General features: G+C 73.7%; 21 protein-coding genes. 9 read left to right on the top strand and 12 right to left on the bottom strand.

All coding sequences use genetic code 11. The annotated features are described in order from the left end of the window. Window positions 1–14: 14 nt before the first annotated feature. Window positions 15–899, bottom strand: coding sequence for an SDR family NAD(P)-dependent oxidoreductase (locus ACZ5GP_RS06145; RefSeq protein ID WP_468749625.1), 885 nt, complete (start codon window positions 897–899; stop codon window positions 15–17). Window position 900: 1 nt separating this feature from the next. Then, window positions 901–1698 (bottom strand): acetoacetate decarboxylase family protein, encoded by a 798-nt coding sequence (locus ACZ5GP_RS06140; protein WP_468749624.1) that lies wholly within the window; start codon window positions 1696–1698, stop codon window positions 901–903. A 138-nt stretch (window positions 1699–1836) separates the two neighbouring features. Between ACZ5GP_RS06140 and ACZ5GP_RS06135 the strand changes: the two genes are divergently transcribed. The 6 genes from ACZ5GP_RS06135 to ACZ5GP_RS06110 all read left to right on the top strand — a co-directional run bounded on the left by ACZ5GP_RS06135 (window position 1837) and on the right by ACZ5GP_RS06110 (window position 7307). Next, window positions 1837–2403 carry a TetR/AcrR family transcriptional regulator gene (locus ACZ5GP_RS06135; RefSeq protein ID WP_468749695.1) on the top strand — a complete coding sequence of 189 codons (567 nt, stop codon included), beginning with the start codon at window positions 1837–1839 and terminating at the stop codon, window positions 2401–2403. Window positions 2404–2434: 31 nt separating this feature from the next. Continuing rightward, window positions 2435–3430 (top strand): DEDDh family exonuclease, encoded by a 996-nt coding sequence (locus ACZ5GP_RS06130; RefSeq protein ID WP_468749623.1) that lies wholly within the window; start codon window positions 2435–2437, stop codon window positions 3428–3430. Between the two features lie 122 nt (window positions 3431–3552). Further along, the gene (locus tag ACZ5GP_RS06125; RefSeq protein ID WP_358586064.1) at window positions 3553–3786 is read left to right on the top strand and encodes a hypothetical protein; all 234 of its coding nucleotides are present in this window, start codon (window positions 3553–3555) and stop codon (window positions 3784–3786) included. Window positions 3787–3908: 122 nt separating this feature from the next. Then, the gene (locus ACZ5GP_RS06120; RefSeq protein ID WP_468749622.1) at window positions 3909–4697 is read left to right on the top strand and encodes an SURF1 family cytochrome oxidase biogenesis protein; all 789 of its coding nucleotides are present in this window, start codon (window positions 3909–3911) and stop codon (window positions 4695–4697) included. 65 nt (window positions 4698–4762) lie between these two features. After that, window positions 4763–6547: a glycoside hydrolase family 15 protein gene (locus ACZ5GP_RS06115; protein WP_468749621.1), complete on the top strand. Its 1785-nt coding sequence runs from the start codon at window positions 4763–4765 to the stop codon at window positions 6545–6547. Window positions 6548–6551: 4 nt separating this feature from the next. After that, window positions 6552–7307 (top strand): SDR family oxidoreductase, encoded by a 756-nt coding sequence (locus tag ACZ5GP_RS06110; RefSeq protein WP_468749620.1) that lies wholly within the window; start codon window positions 6552–6554, stop codon window positions 7305–7307. 42 nt (window positions 7308–7349) lie between these two features. Here the strand turns inward: ACZ5GP_RS06110 and amaP are convergent, their stop codons facing one another. The 5 genes from amaP to ACZ5GP_RS06085 are packed head-to-tail and all read right to left on the bottom strand — an operon-like array spanning window position 7350 to window position 9673. Next, on the bottom strand, window positions 7350–7928 hold the full coding sequence (gene amaP / locus ACZ5GP_RS06105) for an alkaline shock response membrane anchor protein AmaP (RefSeq protein ID WP_468749694.1): 579 nt from the start codon (window positions 7926–7928) through the stop codon (window positions 7350–7352). 5 nt (window positions 7929–7933) lie between these two features. Continuing rightward, window positions 7934–8620 (bottom strand): DUF6286 domain-containing protein, encoded by a 687-nt coding sequence (locus ACZ5GP_RS06100; RefSeq protein WP_468749619.1) that lies wholly within the window; start codon window positions 8618–8620, stop codon window positions 7934–7936. Beyond that, the gene (locus ACZ5GP_RS06095) at window positions 8617–8961 is read right to left on the bottom strand and encodes a hypothetical protein (RefSeq protein ID WP_468749618.1); all 345 of its coding nucleotides are present in this window, start codon (window positions 8959–8961) and stop codon (window positions 8617–8619) included. Before ACZ5GP_RS06095 ends, ACZ5GP_RS06100 begins: the two co-directional genes overlap by 4 nt. Before the next feature lie 3 nt (window positions 8962–8964). Further along, window positions 8965–9150 (bottom strand): hypothetical protein, encoded by a 186-nt coding sequence (locus tag ACZ5GP_RS06090; RefSeq protein ID WP_468749617.1) that lies wholly within the window; start codon window positions 9148–9150, stop codon window positions 8965–8967. 37 nt (window positions 9151–9187) lie between these two features. Beyond that, the gene (locus tag ACZ5GP_RS06085; RefSeq protein WP_468749616.1) at window positions 9188–9673 is read right to left on the bottom strand and encodes an Asp23/Gls24 family envelope stress response protein; all 486 of its coding nucleotides are present in this window, start codon (window positions 9671–9673) and stop codon (window positions 9188–9190) included. Window positions 9674–9768: 95 nt separating this feature from the next. Between ACZ5GP_RS06085 and ACZ5GP_RS06080 the strand changes: the two genes are divergently transcribed. Next, entirely contained in the window at window positions 9769–10494 is a 726-nt protein-coding gene (locus ACZ5GP_RS06080) for a nucleopolyhedrovirus P10 family protein (protein WP_468749615.1), read from the top strand. 21 nt (window positions 10495–10515) lie between these two features. Here ACZ5GP_RS06080 and ACZ5GP_RS06075 read toward each other — a convergent pair whose 3' ends face one another. From ACZ5GP_RS06075 to ACZ5GP_RS06060, 4 genes are all read right to left on the bottom strand, one after another. Beyond that, on the bottom strand, window positions 10516–11319 hold the full coding sequence (locus tag ACZ5GP_RS06075) for an enoyl-CoA hydratase/isomerase family protein (RefSeq protein WP_468749614.1): 804 nt from the start codon (window positions 11317–11319) through the stop codon (window positions 10516–10518). A 133-nt stretch (window positions 11320–11452) separates the two neighbouring features. Continuing rightward, on the bottom strand, window positions 11453–11677 hold the full coding sequence (locus ACZ5GP_RS06070) for a helix-turn-helix domain-containing protein (protein ID WP_468749613.1): 225 nt from the start codon (window positions 11675–11677) through the stop codon (window positions 11453–11455). 353 nt (window positions 11678–12030) lie between these two features. Beyond that, window positions 12031–13629 (bottom strand): ABC-F family ATP-binding cassette domain-containing protein, encoded by a 1599-nt coding sequence (locus ACZ5GP_RS06065; protein WP_468749612.1) that lies wholly within the window; start codon window positions 13627–13629, stop codon window positions 12031–12033. Between the two features lie 122 nt (window positions 13630–13751). Beyond that, on the bottom strand, window positions 13752–14525 hold the full coding sequence (locus ACZ5GP_RS06060) for a PQQ-binding-like beta-propeller repeat protein (protein ID WP_468749611.1): 774 nt from the start codon (window positions 14523–14525) through the stop codon (window positions 13752–13754). 226 nt (window positions 14526–14751) lie between these two features. Between ACZ5GP_RS06060 and ypfJ the strand changes: the two genes are divergently transcribed. Both ypfJ and ACZ5GP_RS06050 read left to right on the top strand, forming a co-directional pair. Further along, on the top strand, window positions 14752–15642 hold the full coding sequence (gene ypfJ, locus ACZ5GP_RS06055; RefSeq protein WP_468749610.1) for a KPN_02809 family neutral zinc metallopeptidase: 891 nt from the start codon (window positions 14752–14754) through the stop codon (window positions 15640–15642). A gap of 128 nt (window positions 15643–15770) precedes the next feature. After that, on the top strand, window positions 15771–16184 hold the full coding sequence (locus ACZ5GP_RS06050) for a VOC family protein (RefSeq protein WP_468749609.1): 414 nt from the start codon (window positions 15771–15773) through the stop codon (window positions 16182–16184). Window positions 16185–16221: 37 nt separating this feature from the next. Here the strand turns inward: ACZ5GP_RS06050 and ACZ5GP_RS06045 are convergent, their stop codons facing one another. Next, window positions 16222–17703 (bottom strand): hypothetical protein, encoded by a 1482-nt coding sequence (locus ACZ5GP_RS06045; RefSeq protein ID WP_468749608.1) that lies wholly within the window; start codon window positions 17701–17703, stop codon window positions 16222–16224. Window positions 17704–17760: the final 57 nt, after the last annotated feature.

The raw sequence follows: 17760 nt of genomic DNA, 5'->3' as shown, positions 1-17760 counted from the left end.
CGGCGGCGCTCCCTTCAGTCCAGGATGAAGTTCTCCAGATACGACGGGTCAGAGCGGTCGAGCATCGACTGCGAGCGGGCCCTGATCTGCCGGTCGCTGTGCTCGCTCGGCGGGAGCAACCAGAAGCGGTCCGCCGCGATGCCCTCGGCCACGAAGTCCGCCACCTGCTCGACGGGCGTGAACCGCACCTCCTGCCCGGCCTCCCTCATCGCGGCCTCCCACTGGTCGAGGCTGCGGTAAGGGGTCCTGCGGGGGCGTGCCTTGGCGTACCGGTCGGGGCGGTTGCGGTGGGACTCCCACAGGCCGGTGCGCAGCATGTGGGGGCCGGGGAAGAGCACGGAGGCGCCCACGCGCGCGTGCTCGGCCTTCAGGTGGGCGTACAGCGACTCGGTCATCGTCACCACGGCCGCCTTGGTGACCGCGTACACGGAGGCGGTGGGCAGCGGCGCGATGCCGCCGTCGCCGGAGGAGGTGTTGACGACGTGCCCCGGTTCGCCGCCCGCGAGCATCCGGGGCACGAAGGCCTGGACGCCGTGGAAGACGCCCCACACGTTGACCTCGAAGGCCCACTTCCAGTCGTTCGGGTCGTGCTCCCACACGCGGCCCTCGGCGCCCGAGCCGACGCCCGCGTTGTTGCACAGCACATGGACGGCGCCGAAGGTGTCGTACGCCTCGTCGGCGAGGGCGAGGACCTGCGCGCGGTCGCCGACGTCGACCACGCGCGCGTGCACGCTCGCCCCGTCCGCGCGCAGTCCGGCGGCCGCCTTCTCCAGGGCGGCGCCCTCGACGTCCGCGAGGACCACCTTCAGGCCGTCCGCCGCGAACCGCCGCGCCATGGCGAGCCCGATGCCGCTCGCCGCGCCGGTGACGACGGCGACCTGTCCCTCGCGCAGCTCCATCTCACACGCTCCCCTCGGGCGGCCCGTCGAGGATCTGCGCGGGGTCGTCGTAGCGCTGGTGGACGTAGGGCAGCAGGGCCCGCGCGCTGACGCGCTCGACGACGCGGCCCCGCTGGTCGGTGGTCTTCTCGCCGATGGTGATCCCGACGAGCGAGCGCACCGGCAGATCGGCCACGGGGTCGTACACCGACTCCCGCAGGACGACGTCACCGGTGACGCTCTCCAGCCTGCGGACCTTCTCGTGACGTACGCAGTGCACCAGCACGGGGTCGGCGTCGAAGCCCGAACCGTCGACGGCGGGCAGGAACTTGAAGTAGAAGTCCGTCCTGTCGGCCGGCTCGGGGAGCGGGAGCGCGCCGCCGACGGCGCCCCGCACCTCCACGAAGGCGATGCCGTGCCGGGCCAGCCTGGCGCGGACGACCAGGCCGTCGCGCTCCACCTCGACCTCGCCGAGCTTCTTCGGCTCCCCGAAGACCTCGCGGCCCCCGATCAGGGCCCGCTCATGGGTCATCGGCATCACCAGGGGGTACCAGCCGGCCACTCCCCCGTGTTCGGCGGCCACGGCCACCGAGCCCGCGCCGAGCGGGTAGCCGGGCAGGTCGACCCTGCTGATGTTCGCCCGCACCAGGGGCCGCCCGGTGGGCTCGAGCGGGGGCGGCAGGACCGCCGCGACCGCGTCGGGGTCGCTCTCCCAGAGGGCCACCACGCCCGTGGACCAGATGTCGGGGAGCCGGGAACTCGCGGTGCGCGATGCGGCGATCTCCGCCTCGGTGCGCGGCCCGTAGCGTACGCGTGCCATGTCGTACCACCCTTCGTCGGCGCGGCGTCGGACTTGCGGCAGCTCTGTAACACAGTTACAACAGGAGCCGTGAAGGGTAAAGGGACGCGTACGCGCCTGGGCCGGGAGGACGTCCTTGCCGCCGCCGAGCGCCTGGTCATGCGGCACGGCCCGCGGTCCCTGACGATGCGCGGCCTCGCCGGCGAGCTGGGCGCCGCCGTCACCTCGATCTACTGGCACGTCGGCAACCGCGAGGCGCTCCTGGACGCCCTCGTGGAGCGCACGCTGGCCGACCTCGGCGAGATCCGCCCGGCAGGCCGCACCCCCGCACAGCGCGTCGTCTCCGTGGCCCGCGCCCTGCGCCGCCAACTGCTCGACCATCCGCACCTCGTCGCGATGGTCCACGAACGCGGGCTCACCGAACGGATGTTCCTGCCCGCGCAGCGTGCGCTGGTCCACGAGGTGCACGAGGCCGGCCTGCGCGGTGTCCGCGCCGCCGACGCCGTCCGCGCCGTCCAGGTCCTCGTCGTCGGCCACGTCCTGGTCGAACGCAACCGCGAACGCGCCCCCGCGCAGCACCCCGGCGAGGAGGAGTTGTGGACGGCGCGGGCGGCGGAGCGGGACGGCGCGCTCGCCCGCGCGCTCGCCGGCCCCCTGGATCCGGAGGCGCTGTTCACCACCTCCGTCAAGGCTCTGGTGACGGGGCTTCTCGGACCGGGCGCCTGACTGTCGGTGGCGGCCCGTATCCTCAGGGACCATGCTCGAAGACCAGACGACCGCAGCGCCCGCCGCCCCCTGGCCGGCCGCGTATCCAACGGGGTACGCGGTCGTCGACGTGGAGACCACCGGCCTGGCCCGCGACGACCGCATAGTGTCGGCCGCGGTCTACCGGGTGGGCGCCCGGGGGGAGATCGAGGACCACTGGTACACGCTGGTCAACCCCCAGCGCGACCCCGGCCCCGTCTGGATCCACGGCCTCACCAGCGAGACGCTCGAAGACGCGCCGCTGTTCCGGGACATCGCCGAGGAGTTCGCGAGCCGGCTCGACGGCCGCGTCCTCGTCGCGCACAACGCCGTCTTCGACTGGTCGATGATCGCCAGGGAGTACGCGCGCGCGGAGCGCGTCGCCCCGGTGCGCCAGCGGCTGTGCACGATCGCCCTCTCCAAGGAGCTGGCGCTGCCGCTGCCCAACCACAAGCTGGAGTCGCTGGCCGCCCACTTCGGCGTCGAGCAGCGCCACGCGCACAACGCGCTGGACGACGCGCGGGTGCTCGCCGAGGCGTTCCGTCCGAGCCTGCACGCGGCGGCCGGCGGCAATGTCCGCCTGCCGCTCCTGGAGTGCCGGCCGCTCACCGAGTGGTCCGACGGCACGCCCCACATCGGCCGGCAGTCGACGGGACCGGCGCCCTCCTCGTCGTACCGGCCGGGCAGTTGGCGCCCCTCGCGCAAGCGTCCGCCGTGCCCCCACCCGAACCCCGGACGTTACGAACCGGGCAAACCGCTCAAGCAGGGCATGCGGGTGGCGTTCTCCGGGGACACCTCCGTGGAGCGCGACCTCCTGGAGGACCGGGCGGTCGAGGCGGGCCTGCACATCGCCACGAGCGTGTCGCGCCTCACCAGCCTGCTCGTCACGAACGACCCGGACTCGGGCACCTCCAAGACCGTCAAGGCGCGCTCGTTCGGCACGCCGGTGATCGACGAGGCGGCCTTCGGCCAGCTCCTCCAGGACGTGGCGCCCGCCACGGACGGGTGACGGCGGGCGGCCGACCGTCAAGACGGGTGATTCCGGGCGGCCGACCGTCAGACGGGTGATTGCGGGCGACTCGCCCGCACACCGCTCGCCCCGCGCCGCCGCCGCGCCCCACCCTGTGGCGCATGGCACGTTGCGAGGTCTGCGGAAACGACTACGGCATGTCCTTCGAGGTGCACGCGCAGGGCGCGGTGCACGTCTTCGACTGCTTCTCCTGCGCCATCCACCGCATGGCGCCCATCTGCGAGCACTGCCGGTGCCGCATCATCGGCCAGGGCGTCGAGGCGGACGGCCACTGGTACTGCGGCGCCCACTGCTCGCGCGCGGAGGGGCAGGTGGGCATCGTCGACAGGGTCTGAGGCCCGCCCCCGCGCTCCCACCCCACGTCGGGCACCCCACGTCCGGACACCGCACGTCGGGACACCCCGCGTCGAGACACCCCACGTCGAGACACCCCGCGACCGAGTTGTACCGTCGTGGGGTGTACCGCTTCCTCCTGACCCGGCAGTGGGTGATCCTCACCCTCATCGCCCTCGTCCTCATCCCCGTGATGGTCGAGCTGGGTTTCTGGCAGCTGCACCGGCACGAGCACCGCGTCGCGCAGAACGGGCGGATCTCCAGGGCCCTGGCCGCCGACCCGGTCCCGGCCGAGCGGCTCACCTCCCCCGGCCACGAGGTGCCGAGGTCCGATCTGTACCGCCGGGTGAGCGCCAGGGGGACGTACGACACCAAGCACGAGGTCGTCGTGCGGCGCCGCACCAACGCCGACGACGAGGTCGGCTTCCACGTCCTGACCCCGTTCGTCCTGACCGACGGCAAGGTCCTGCTCGTCAACCGCGGCTGGGTCCCGGCCGACGGCCCGCAGACCGCCTTCCCCGAGATCCCCGCCGCCCCCCGGGGCCGGCTCACCGTCACCGGCCGCCTGATGGCCGACGAGACGTCCGCGGCCAGCGGCATCAAGGACGTCCGGGGCCTGCCGGACCGTCAGATCATGCTGATCAGCAGCGGCCAGCAGGCCGCGAGCCTCGGCAAGCAGGTCCTCGGCGGCTACATCGAGCAGACCTCGCCCGAGCCCCGCGACGGCTCCCCCGAGCTGATCGGCGAGCCCGACCACAGCGGGATCGGCCCGCACATGGCGTACGCGGTCCAGTGGTGGCTGTTCGCCGCGGGCGTCCCGGTCGGCTGGGTGGTCCTGGTCCGCAGGGAGCGCCGTGACCGCGCCGCCGCGGCCGCCTCCCCCGCCGAGGAGAAGACGCCGGCGGCCGCCTGAGCGCCGCTCACGACTGCCCGGGCTCCTCTCGATTGGCGGGGCCCCGACCCGGGAACCCGTTCTGCGTGTCCCGCCCTATCGAAGACTTCGCGCTCATCGGCGACCACCAGACCGCCGCCCTCATCGGCAAGGACGGCTCGCTGGACTGGCTCTGCCTGCCCCGGTTCGACTCCGCCGCCTGTTTCGCCGCGCTGCTCGGCGACGAGGGGAACGGCCACTGGCGCATCGCTCCCACGGATGCCGGTTCCTGCACCCGTCGCGCCTACCGCCATGACTCCCTCGTCCTCGACACCGAGTGGGACACCGAGGACGGCTCCGTCCGCGTCACCGACTTCATGCCGCAGCGCGACCGCGCCCCCGATGTCGTACGCATCGTCGAAGGCCTCAAGGGCAGCGTCACCGTGCGCAGCACCCTGCGGCTCCGCTTCGACTACGGCTCCGTGGTGCCCTGGGTGCGCAAGGTGGACGGCCACCGCGTCGCCGTCGCCGGGCCGGACTCCGTCTGGCTGCGCAGCGAACCGGCCGTACGCACCTGGGGGCACGACTTCGGCACCCACTCCGAGTTCACCGTCGAGGAGGGGGAGAAGGTGGCGTTCGTCCTCACCTGGCACCCCTCGCACGAACCGCGCCCGCCCCTGGTCGACCCCCACGAAGCGCTGCGCGAGTGCCTGGAGGACTGGCGTACCTGGACCGCGCGCTGCCAGTACGACGGCCCGTACCGCGACGCGGTGATGCGCTCCCTCATCACGCTCAAGGCCCTCACCTACGCCCCGACCGGTGGCATCGTCGCCGCCGCCACCACCTCGCTGCCCGAGGAGATCGGCGGCGTACGCAACTGGGACTACCGCTTCTGCTGGCTGCGCGACTCCACCCTCACCCTGGGCGCGCTGCTGATGGCCGGCTATCTGGAGGAGGCCGAGGCCTGGCGCGACTGGCTGCTGCGCGCGGTCGCCGGCAACGCCGCCGACCTGCAGATCGTCTACGGCCTCGCCGGGGAGCGGCGCCTTCCCGAGTACGAGATCCCCTGGCTGCCCGGCTACGAGGGCTCGGCCCCCGTACGCGTCGGCAACGGGGCCGTGGAGCAGTTGCAGCTCGACGTCTACGGCGAGGTCGTCGACTCCCTCGCCCTCGCCCACCGCTCCGGCATAGCGCACCGTGCCCAGGGCTGGAACCTCCAGCTCTGCCTCCTGGAGTTCCTGCACGAGAAGTGGCGCGAGCCCGATCAGGGCCTGTGGGAGGTCCGCGGGCCGGGCCGCCACTTCGTGTACTCCAAGGTGATGGTGTGGGTCGCCGCCGACCGGGCGGTGCGCGCCCTGGAGGAGAACCCGGAGCTGCGCGGCGACCCGGACCGCTGGCGCAAGCTGCGGGACGAGGTGCACCGCGAGGTGTGCGAACGGGGCTACGACCCCGAGCGCAACACCTTCACGCAGTCCTACGGCTCCACCGAACTGGACGCCTCCTTGCTGCTCATCCCGCACACCGGGTTCCTGCCGCCCGACGACCCGCGTGTCATCGGCACGATCGACGCGGTCCGCGCGGAGCTCGACCACCACGGGCTGATGCGCCGCTACACCTCCGACAAGAAGGAGATGGACGGCCTGCCCGGCCAGGAGGGCACCTTCCTCGTCTGCTCGTTCTGGCTGGCGGACGCGCTGCACATGACGGGGCGCACCAAGGAGGCGCGGGAGCTGTTCGAGCGCCTGGTGTCGCTGAGCAACGACGTGGGGCTGCTCGCGGAGGAGTACGACCCGGTCTGCGGCCGTCAGCTCGGCAACTTCCCGCAGGCGTTCAGCCACATCGGCCTGGTGAACACCGCCCTCGCGCTCTTCGACGGGGAAGCGGGAGGATAGGGGCATGGATCTTGGACTGAAAGACCGTGTCTACGTCGTCACCGGCGCGACCCGCGGCCTCGGCAACGCCACCGCGCGGGAACTGGTCGCCGACGGCGCGAAGGTCGTCATCACCGGTCGCGACGAGAGAGCCGTCGCCGAGGCGGCCGCCGAGCTGGGCCCGAACGCGGCCGGTGTCGTCGCCGACAACGCCGACCCGGCCGTCGCGGACCGGCTGATCGCGGCGGCCCGCGAGCACTTCGGCGGCTTCGACGGTGTGCTGATCAGCGTCGGCGGGCCGCCGCCCGGCTTCGTCGCGGACAGCACCGACGAGCAGTGGCAGGCGGCCTTCGAGTCCGTCTTCCTCGGCGCGGTGCGGCTCGCCCGCTCCGCCGCGACGGAGCTGCGCGAGGGCGGCGTCATCGCCTTCGTGCTGTCCGGTTCGGTGTACGAGCCGATCGCGGGCCTGACGATCTCGAACGGGCTGCGGCCCGGGCTCGCCGGATTCGCCAAGTCGCTGGCGGACGAGGTCGGCCCGCGCGGCATCCGGGTCCTCGGCGTCCTGCCGGGCCGCATCGGCACCGACCGCATGCGCCAGCTGGACGGCCTCTCCCCCGACCCGGAGGCCACCCGGGCGGCCAACGAGGCGAGGATCCCGCTGCGCCGCTACGGCACACCGCGGGAGTTCGGCCGCGCGGCGGCGTTCCTGCTGTCGCCCGCCGCGTCGTACCTGACCGGGGTCATGGTGCCGGTGGACGGCGGGGCGCGCAGCGGCTTCTGACCACGGCGGGGCGTGCGGCGCGGGCGGGCAGGGCGCGTGAGGTCAACTCACGCGGTCCGCGCGGTGCTTGACCCCGCGCAGCCGCACCGTCGCGGGCAGGCTCGCGAGGCCGGCCGAGTCGCGGGCGGGCGCGAGGACCTCCGAGGAGAACTGGCGCAGCGCGTCGGACGGCGTGGCCCGTGGTTCGAGTACGAGTTCCACACGCGCCCGCGGTGCGCCGCGCCGCCCGGTGAGGGTGGCCCGGGCGCGTTCGACGCCATCGAGCGACTCGGCCTCTCCGGCCAGGACGTCCTCCAGGGCGCGCCCACGCAGCAGGGCGCCCTCGCCGTCCCCGGTCGCCACCAGGACCTCCGCGAGACGGCGCCTGCGCAGCTGCGCCGAGAGCCACCACAGGGCGAGCAGGACCAGGACGGCGAGGACGGCGATGACCGTCGGCCAGAACCATCCCTCGTCGCGCCAGCGGGTGCGGTCGGCTTCGTCGAGCAGCACGTCGTGCCGCCCGTCGTGGAGCCACCAGGAGGGCGGCGAGGCGCCGAGCCCGATGGCGAGGACCGAGCCGCCGAGGACGAGCAGCACCAGTCCGGCCAGGGCCAGGACGACGCGGTTGACCGAGCGGAGCATGGCGCTCACCCTTTCCTTCCCGGCCGGGCGACCCGGACGGAGAGCCCGGGGGCGCGCGCCAGGCCGAGGTCGCGGATGCCGTCGCTCAGCGCCGCGTCCAGGTCGCCCCGTACGTCGTCGAGTTCGCGGAAGTGCGCGACCGCCCGGACGTCCGCCTTGGAACGCGTCAGGCGGACCCGCGCGGACTGCACGCCGGACACGTCCATGGCGCGGTCGCGCAGCACCGTGGCGGCGGCCGCGCGGTGGAGTCCGGCGCGCACGTCGCCGTCGGCGCGCCGCATCGGCAGGAGCGCGCGCCGGCCCGGTGTCACGGCGAGCACGAGCAGCCACAGGCCGACGAGGGCGGCGACGGCGGCCCCGACGAGCACCGCCGTGTCGTCCAGGGTCCACTCGCCGAGCCGGCGGGCGAGTCCGCGACGCCAGCTCAGCGCGCGATGACCGGCCCGCACGGCGACCACGTCGTACAGGAACAGCCCGGCGAGGCCCAGGCCCACCAGGGCGAGGAGAGCGGCGGGCACCCGGCGCGACGACCAGAACCGGGGCGCCTTGTCGTCGGCGGAGAGGGTGGGTAGGGGCTGATCCGCCGCCGAGGAACCGCCCGCCGAGGAACCGGAGCGGCCCGGCGCGTCCTCACCGGCCTGTTCGACGACCGGCAGCGACCGTGTGGCGCCGCTCTCCGGGGTTTCGCTCATCGGGTCCTCCCCTGTCCCGCGGCGCGGACCCGCGCCGAGTGCAGCCGCTCCACCTGGACCACCACTTCGGGGACGGTCATGCCCGCCAACGCCGCCACGCGTTCGGCGACCCGGCTGCGGACGGCGCCGCACTGGCGGCCGATGTCGCAGGGGTAGTCCAGTTCGAGGCTGACGCGGACCCGGGCGGCGTGGTGGGCGACCGAGACCGTGGCGTGCGGCGGGGAGCCGTCGGCCGGCACCGTCCGCAGCGCCTCTCGCGCCGCCCGCGCGGCGATCTTCGCGACGACCCGGTCGGCGATCCGGGTGGCGCCGCGCTCCCCGGGCGCGACCTGTGCCGCCACCGCTCACCGCCGCCGGTCGCCGCGGGCGCGGAAGAGTTCGCCGGGTTCCAGGTCTCCCTCCAGGAACCGGCCGGCCACGAAGCCGATCGCTCCCAGGGCGGCCACCAGCAGGAACGCCCCGAATCCGCCGAAGTATCCGGCGAAGCCGAGCGCCATTCCCGCCACCATGCCGATCACGGCCATGCTCATGTGCGCTCCTTAGCGAGACGCGGCTGAAGGTTGGTTGCTACTGGAGACGGCCCGCGGGCTCCTCGTCGTCCTCGTCGGGCAGCTTCACGTCGCTCACCGCGATGTTGACCTCGACCACTTCGAGGCCGGTCATGCGCTCGACGGCGCCGATCACGTTCTCGCGCACGTCCTGGGCGACATCGGCGATCGGCACGCCGTATTCGACGACGATCTCCAGGTCGAGCGCGGTCTGCACCTCGCCGACCTCGGCCTTCACCCCGCGCGAGACGGATTTCGTGCCCCCGCCGGGGACGCGGTCGCGCACGGCCCCGAAGGTCCGCGCGAGGCCGCCGCCCATCGCGTGCACGCCTTCGACGTCGCGTGCGGCGAGTCCGGCGATCTTCTCCACGACCCCGTCGGCGATGGTCGTGCGGCCCCGGCTCCCGGGGTCACCGCCGCCCCGGGCGCCCGCGCCGCCCAGGCCGTGGCCCAGGGAGTCCTTCTCCAGCGTCTGAGACGTCTTCCGCTCTCCGGTGTCGGTCATCGCCGTACCGTCCGTTCGAAAGGGGGATCTGCTTTCTTTGCCCACATTAAGACGGGTTGCGCGACGGCGCCCCAGGGATGCGGCAGGGTGGAGGCATGACGGGTGACGGGTGGACCGAGGCGGTACGCCGACAACTGGGCCTTGGCCGGGTGCTTCCGCTGGGCGGCGCGCGGGACGGCACATGGGTGACGGAGGCGGCGGCCGGTGCCGTACTGCGCCATGCGGCGCAACGGGTCACCGGGGTGCGCCTGGGCGGGCTGCGCGTCGCCCCGGCCGATCCGGGCGCCACGCACGCCCCGGCGGTGCCGCCCCCGCCGAGCGCGCTGCCGCCGGGGCCGCTGCGGGTCACGGCGGACTTCACGGCCGCCACGGGTCTGCCGCTGCCGGCCGCGGCGGACCGGCTGCGCGCGGCGCTCCACGAGGCGGCGCTGCGCATCGGGCTCGCCGCCGAGGAGGTGGACCTGCGGGTGACGGCCCTGGTGGACGAGGGCATCGGCCCCGACGAGGACGTACTCCCGCCCGCGCCCCGCGCGCCCGCGGCCCAGGTCCCCGCGGGCGAGGGCGACGACGCCGCCGCGGGGCAGGCGGCGCTCGCGGTGCCCGGCGTGACCCGGCTGACCGGCGCGCTCGGCCCGGCCGTGGTCATCGACGAACGGCCTGCGCCGGGCGCGCTGCCGCGCCGCCATGTGCGCGTGGAGCTGGCGACGGACCACGAACACCGCGCCCTGGACGTGGCGCTCGCGGTCCGCGCGGCGGTCGGCGACGCGCTGGCGGACCGCCCTTCGGTGGCGGTGCTGGTCACCGCGGTGGAAACGCCCTAGCCCAGGGCCGCCGGGGTGGCGTCAGTCGCCGATGCCCGCGAGGTCCCGCAGGCGGCGGCCCTGCGCGGCACGCTCGGCGACGCGCTGCTCCTCGTACGAACGGTTCACCGCGCCCTGCAGCAGCGCCTTGGTCTCGATGACCGCGTCGCGCGGCGCGGCGATCAGCGCGGCCGCCAGGTCCTGTGCGGCGGCTTCCAGCTGGTCGGCTGGGACGACGAGGTTGGCGAGGCCGATCCGCTCGGCCTCGTCCGCGTGGACGAAGCGGCCGGTGGCGCAGATCTCCAGCGCGCGGGCGTAGCCGACCAGCCCCACGAGCGGATGCGTGCCGGTGAGGTCGGGGACGAGGCCGAGACTGGTCTCGCGCATGGCGAACTGCACGTCGTCCGCCGCGATCCGCAGATCGCAGGCGAGCGCGAGCTGGAACCCGGCGCCGATGGCATGCCCCTGAACGGCGGCGACGGTCACGATGTCGCTGCGCCGCCACCAGGTGAACGCCTCTTGGTACTCGGCGATGGTGGCGTCGAGGACGCCGTCCTCACCGCGCGCCAGATCGATGAAGGACGGCTCGCCGTCGAAGCCCTCGGGCGTGAACGCCTGCCGGTCCAGGCCCGCGGAGAAGGACTTGCCCTCGCCGCGCAGCACCACGACCCGGACGTTGCCCGGCAACAGCTGACCGGCCTCGGCCAACGCCCTCCACAGCGCGGGAGATTGGGCGTTCCTTTTGGCCGGGTTGGTCAGCGTCACCGTGGCGACGGCCTCGTCGATGGTGAGGCGTACGCCGTCCTTGTCGAGAACCGGTGCGAGCTCGCTGCCGGACGAAGCCATGGGTGCCTCCGATGGGGTGCGGTCGGTCCGGACGCCCGGGAGCGCCCGTAAGTGACTGCACAGTAACCACCCGGCCGATCAGGCGATCGACCGGGTGGTCACCATCGGACCATGGAACAGCGCGCGCCCACCGTCAGCCGGTGGGGGCGGCCTTCTTGCCGCGCGTCGCCCCGCCGCGTCCCCGCAGCGTGACGCCGGACTCGCTGAGCATGCGGTGCACGAACCCGTACGAACGGCCGGTCTCCTCGGCCAACGCCCGGATGCTCGCACCGCCGTCGTACTTCTTCTTCAGGTCTGCCGCGAGCTTGTCGCGCGCGGCGCCGGTTACCCGGCTGCCCTTCTTCAGAGTCTCGGCCACCCGTGCCTCCTCGTGGGAAGTGCGCTCTGGACTTCTCATGATCACCCCTCGCGGGCCTCCTGGCCACCCATTCGGCAAGGTCCGTACGACAAGGTTTGCCGCCCGGACCTGGGACGCCACGAACGGAATCCATGATTCCGCGCGTCGGAGGTCGTACGCGCGAGCGGCCCGCGCCAAGAATCACCAGGTCAGCGGGGTGGTGGCGGAGACGGCCGTCATCATGCCCACGACGCCCCGAAATGCGTGTATGACACACCTCGGTACGAGGACGGCTCACACAGATGAGGGATCACGGATCGGCCGAATGATCCATACGCAGTGGATCAGTGGTTCGATCACGCGAAGTGGACGGCTCAGGCGAGGGCCACGAGGTCCGCGTAGTCCGGGCCCCACAGGTCCTCCACGCCGTCCGGCAGCAGGATGATCCGCTCCGGCTGGAGCGCCTCGACGGCGCCCTCGTCGTGGGTGACGAGGACGACCGCGCCCTTGTAGGTGCGCAGGGCGCCGAGGATCTCCTCGCGGCTCGCCGGGTCGAGGTTGTTGGTGGGCTCGTCCAGGAGCAGGACGTTGGCCGAGGAGACCACGAGGGTCGCGAGCGCGAGCCGGGTCTTCTCACCACCGGAGAGCACACCCGCCGGCTTGTCGACGTCGTCCCCGGAGAAGAGGAAGGAGCCGAGCGTCTTGCGCACCTCGACCAGGTCGAGGTCGGGGGCGGCCGAGCGCATGTTCTCCAGGACCGTGCGCTCGGGGTCCAGGGTCTCGTGCTCCTGGGCGTAGTACCCGAGCTTGAGGCCGTGGCCCTCGATCACCTTGCCGGTGTCGGGCTTCTCGGCGCCGCCGAGCAGCTTCAGGAGGGTCGTCTTGCCCGCGCCGTTGAGGCCGAGGATGACCACGCGCGAGCCCTTGTCGATCGCGAGGTCGACGTCGGTGAAGATCTCCAGCGAGCCGTACGACTTCGACAGGCCCTCCGCCATCAGCGGCGTCTTGCCGCACGGCGAGGGCTCGGGGAAGCGGAGCTTGGCGACCTTGTCGCTGCGGCGCACCTCGTCCAGGCCCGCGAGGAGCTTGTCGGCGCGGCGCGCCATGTTCTGCGCGGCGACCGTCTTGGTGGCCTTGGCGCGCATCTTGTCGGCCTGCGAGTGCAGGACGGCGGCCTTCTTCTCGGCGTTCTGGCGCTCGCGCTTGCGGCGCTTCTCGTCGGACTCGCGCTGCTGCTGGTAGAGCTTCCAGCCCATGTTGTATACGTCGATCGCCGAGCGGTTGGCGTCCAGGTAGAAGACCTTGTTGACGACCGTCTCCACGAGGTCGACGTCGTGGGAGATCACGATGAAGCCGCCGCGGTAGGTCTTCAGGTAGTCGCGCAGCCAGACGATGGAGTCGGCGTCGAGGTGGTTGGTCGGCTCGTCGAGCAGGAGGGTGTCGGCGTCCGAGAAGAGGATGCGGGCCAGCTCGATACGGCGGCGCTGACCGCCGGAGAGCGTGTGCAGGGGCTGGCCGAGCACTCGGTCCGGGAGGTTCAGCGCGGCGGCGATGGTGGCGGCCTCGGCCTCGGCGGCGTACCCGCCCTTGGTGAGGAACTCCGTCTCCTGGCGCTCGTACTGCTTCATCGCCTTGTCGCGCGTGGAGCCCTGGCCGTTCGCGATGCGCTGTTCGTTCTCGCGCATCTTGCGGATCAGGGTGTCGAGGCCGCGCGCGGAGAGGATGCGGTCGCGGGCCAGCACGTCGAGGTCGCCGGTGCGCGGGTCCTGGGGGAGGTAGCCGACCTCTCCGGAGCGCGAGATGGTGCCGCCCGCGGGGATGCCCTCACCCGCGAGGCACTTGGTGAGGGTGGTCTTGCCCGCGCCGTTGCGGCCGACCAGGCCGATGCGGTCGCCCTTGGCGATGCGGAAAGAGGCGTTCTCGATGAGGATGCGGGCGCCGGCGCGCAGCTCGATGCCGGAAGCGGTGATCACGGGGGGTTACTCCTGAACAGGGTGGACGGCGAGAGGGACGACTGGTTGCTCGGGGCCGGTGTCTACGCCGTCCAACTGAGGAGAGGAGCTGCCATGGCAGCCATTCTAACGGGCGAACGCAACTAGTTTTCTGGGCTCCCGGCGCGCTCCGCGCCCCGCTCCAGGTCTCCGTTGCCGAGCGGCGTGCGGCCGGGGACGACGCGTCCGCGGTCGTCCACCGCGATGACCTGCGCCGTCCAGGACAGGGCGGCCCCCGGGCAGGGCTGCGCGACGAGCAGGGCGCCGCCGCGGCGCAGGGAGCGGGCCGGTGCGAAGGCGCAGCCCGGGCGCGCGGGCAGCACCCAGCGCAGATCGCCGTCCACGGCGCGGTAGGCGGCGATGCGGTGCGGAGTGACGACCGCCAGCATGCGGGCACCCCCGGTGAGCGGCCGGAGCACTCCGGCGCCGCCGCGCGCGGCCGGGGTGCGCAGCCACGCGGCGCTCTGCGGGATGGCCCGGTGCCAGCGCACGAAACGGCCCGCGTCGCGTTCGGTGTCCGTGACCAGACCGTCGCTCCAGAGCGCGAAGGCGTGTCCGGGCGCGGGCAGGAGCGCGAGGGGGCGACGCCCCTCGCGCGTGTACGTCCAGCGGACCGTGCCACTGCGTGGGTCGTACGCCTCGACGGCCCGCCCCTTGGTCCGCAGGGCGGGGGCCGGGCCGAGGGTGGCGCCCGGCACGCGCGCGTGGGCGACGAGGTGGTCTCCGTAGGGGGCGGGCCGGGAGTGGTGGGCGGCGGTGATGAGCGGCACGGCGAGCAGGGCGAGGGCGACGGGGAGCAGGAGGCGGACGCCCGTGCGGGCCCGGCGCGAGGGCGCCGCCCCGGGGTCGGCGGCCGGCTCGCGCGGCGGAGCGGACATGACGCCCCCTTCGGTACCACTGCCCACGGATCAGGCGCAGAGCGTAGCGGCGGGGCCGCGGACCGCCCTCGCCGGCGGGCGCGACACGGCGCGCGGCGCCCGGCGCGTCCCCCGTTCGGACCTCCGTCCGGGGCCGCGCAAGGGCGGGCGCATGAGGATGAAGTGGCCGGGGACTCGGTGCGGGGCGGCGCGTGCCGCCCCGAGTGCGACACAGAGGGGTACACCCATGCAGTTCGACGACGACGCCGGCCTGGACACCTCCGAGGTGCAGGATGTGCGCGGCAGTCGGATCCCCGGCGGCCGGGCGACCGTCGGCGGCGGCATCGCCGGTCTCATCGCGCTGGTGCTCGGCCTGCTGTTCGGGGTGGGCCCCGATCAACTGGGTCTGTCGTCCGGTGACGAGGAGCCCGAGGCGTCCTCGTCGTCCCTCGCGCAGGTGCAGCAGAGCTGCCGCACGGGGCGGGACGCGAACACCAAGGAGGACTGCCGCATCGTGGCGGTGGTCAACAGCGTCCAGGACTTCTGGCGCCCGGAGTTCCAGCGCAGGCGGGCCTCGTACTCCCCCGCGCGGACCGTCCTGTTCACCAACCGCGTGGGCACCGCCTGCGGGGCGGCGACCTCGGCGGTCGGCCCCTTCTACTGCCCCGGCGACCGGAAGGTCTATCTGGACCTGGGCTTCTTCGACGAGCTGCGCACGAAGTTCGGCTCCTCGGGCGGTCCTTTCGCACAGGCGTATGTGGTGGCCCACGAGTACGGGCACCACGTGCAGAACCTGACGGGAGTCCTGGGGCGGGCCCAGGACGGGCGCACGGGCCGCGACAGCAACGCGGTGAAGGTCGAGCTCCAGGCCGACTGCTACGCCGGGGTGTGGGCGCGGCACGCGACCCGCAGCCCCGATGAGCGCACGGGCAAGCCGCTGATCAGCAGCCTCGACGACGCGGACATCCGGGACGGCCTGGACGCGGCGGCCGCGGTGGGCGACGACCGCATCCAGGAGAAGTTCCAGGGCCGGGTCACCCCCGAGTCGTGGACGCACGGCTCGGCCGAGCAGCGCCAGGAGTGGTTCTACCGGGGCTACCGCACCGGCGAGATGGGGCAGTGCGACACCTTCCGCTGAGCGGGCCGACCGGGGCGGGGCCCGGCCCGCTCGGGCTCCGGCGGGCGTTGTCGGACCCTGGTGCGAGACTGGGGGCAGGTGTGGGGTGGGTCACATCCCGCGTCAGGGATCCGATGGGAGTGGTCGGCATGGCAGGCGACGACGGCGGACGGCCGAGCGTCTTCCCGACACTGCTGTACGCGGACGCGAAGGCCGCGATCAAGCAGCTGACGGAGGCCTTCGGCTTCACCGAGGTGAGCGTGTACGAGGGCGAGGACGGCAGCGTCATGCACGCCGAGCTGGCGCAGGGCAACGGCGCGGTGATGCTCGGCTCCAAGGGCCGGGGCGGTCTCTTCGACCAGGTGATGAAGGACGCGGGGCCCAGCGGGGCGTACATCGTCGTGGACGACGTGGACGCCCATCACCAGCGGGCCAAGGAGCACGGGGCGGAGATCCTGATGCCCCCGACCGACCAGGACTACGGCTCGCGGGACTACATGGCCAGGGATACCGAGGGCAACGTGTGGAGCTTCGGCACATACGCCCCCGAGATACGGCCCTGACCCCGCACAAGGCCGTGGTCCCGCCCCCGGCCGGGTGTCATTCGCCGCCGGTGTGCACCTGGAAGGCGGCGCGGCGCACTGCCTTGGCGAGCGCCGGGTCGGGGTGGGCCGCCGCGAGGGCGACCAGGACCTGCACGGTGCGGGGGTGCCCCGCGCGGCGCACCTCGTCCAGGAGGGCGGGCACGGTGGGCTGCACGGCCGACTCCAGGTGCCGGACGAGCAGTTGGGCCTCCCCGTGGTCGGCGACGGCCGCCGCGGTGTCGATCCACAGCCAGGTGGACTCCTCGCGGGTCAGCACGAGGTGCACGTCCTCGGGGTCGGCGCCCTCCTGTTCGGCGAGCCACAGCAGGGCGTAGGGCCGCAGCGGGGTCTCGTCCAGGACGGCCCTGACCTCCGCCTCGGCCGGGGCTCCGACGACGCGCAGCGCCTCGAAGGCGAGGCCGCGCAGCAGGGCGTCCTCGCCGCGGGCGGCGGTGAGCAGGTCGGTGACGGCGCTGCCGACGGGGCGGGCGGCGAGCCAGGCGCGGTACTCGGCGCGGGCCGCGTTGGGCCGCAGGCGGGCACAGCCGCGCAGCATGTCCTCGGCGGACTGCTCGAAGTGCCCGGCGGGGCTCTGCGCCGCGACGCAGATCTGCTCCAGCTTGACCCAGACCGCCCAACTGCCGAGCGGGGTGAGGGTGGCCTGGCCGTCGGCGAAGGTGAGCGCGCCGACGGCGGCGAGGCCGTGCAGCGCCCAGTCCAGGAGGGCCGGCAGCGGGGCGTCCTCTTCGGCGCGGTCGGCCGAGGCGGTCTCGGGGGTGGTTTCGGGGGCGGTCCCGGAGTGCGCGCCGTACGGGATCTCGCAGCGTTCGGTGCGCAGTTCGGTGACGCGCTGGTCCAGGAGGTCGAGCAGTTGCGGCACGGGGACCGGGCCCGCCGACAGTTGTAGGAAGGACAGGACCTGCGGCATGGCCTCGACGACCTCGGCGACCGCCGCGGCGGGCAGGTCGTCCGGCGCCGGATGGGCCAGCGACCAGGCGTCGAAGAGCGCGACCCAGCCGCGCAGCACGGCGGTGTCGTCGCGGTCCCAGGCGCGCAGGCGCCAGCCGGGGCGGGCGCTGTCGCCGTGCATCTCGACGAGGCCCGCGAGGCGCGCGGTGTCCCAGTCGGCGCGGACCTGAGCGGGGGTCAGTCCCAGCTCGGCGGCGGCCCGTTCGGCGGTGGCGTCGGTCAGGGCGCCCCTGCTGTCCGGCCGCGCGCCGGTGCGGCCGGGTCCCGGGCGCAGGGCGGCGTCGGCCCAGCGGGCGACCCGCACCGCGTCGGCGAGGCCCTCGCGTGCTCCCCGGGCCAGCTCGGAGGGCGCCGGCGTGCCCTCGGGCGGGCGGGGCGCGGGGCGGCGCGTGCGGCGGTTGCTCACCGCGCCGGGGGCGGCGGAGAGGGGGCGCGCTGGGTCGCGCTGGGCCTCCCCTCGCTTCTCGGCCCTCTGGCGGGGAGCACGGACGAGTCGGAGCCTGGAGTCGCGCGGGGTACGGGACGTCACGGGAGCAGTCTTCCTGTTGACGGTCCGAAAACCCAAACGGGATGGCGTCGGTGGCCC

The sequence above is a fragment of the Streptomyces sp. NPDC031466 genome (assembly GCF_055581265.1).
This window is presented reverse-complemented; position numbering and strand designations above follow the sequence as displayed.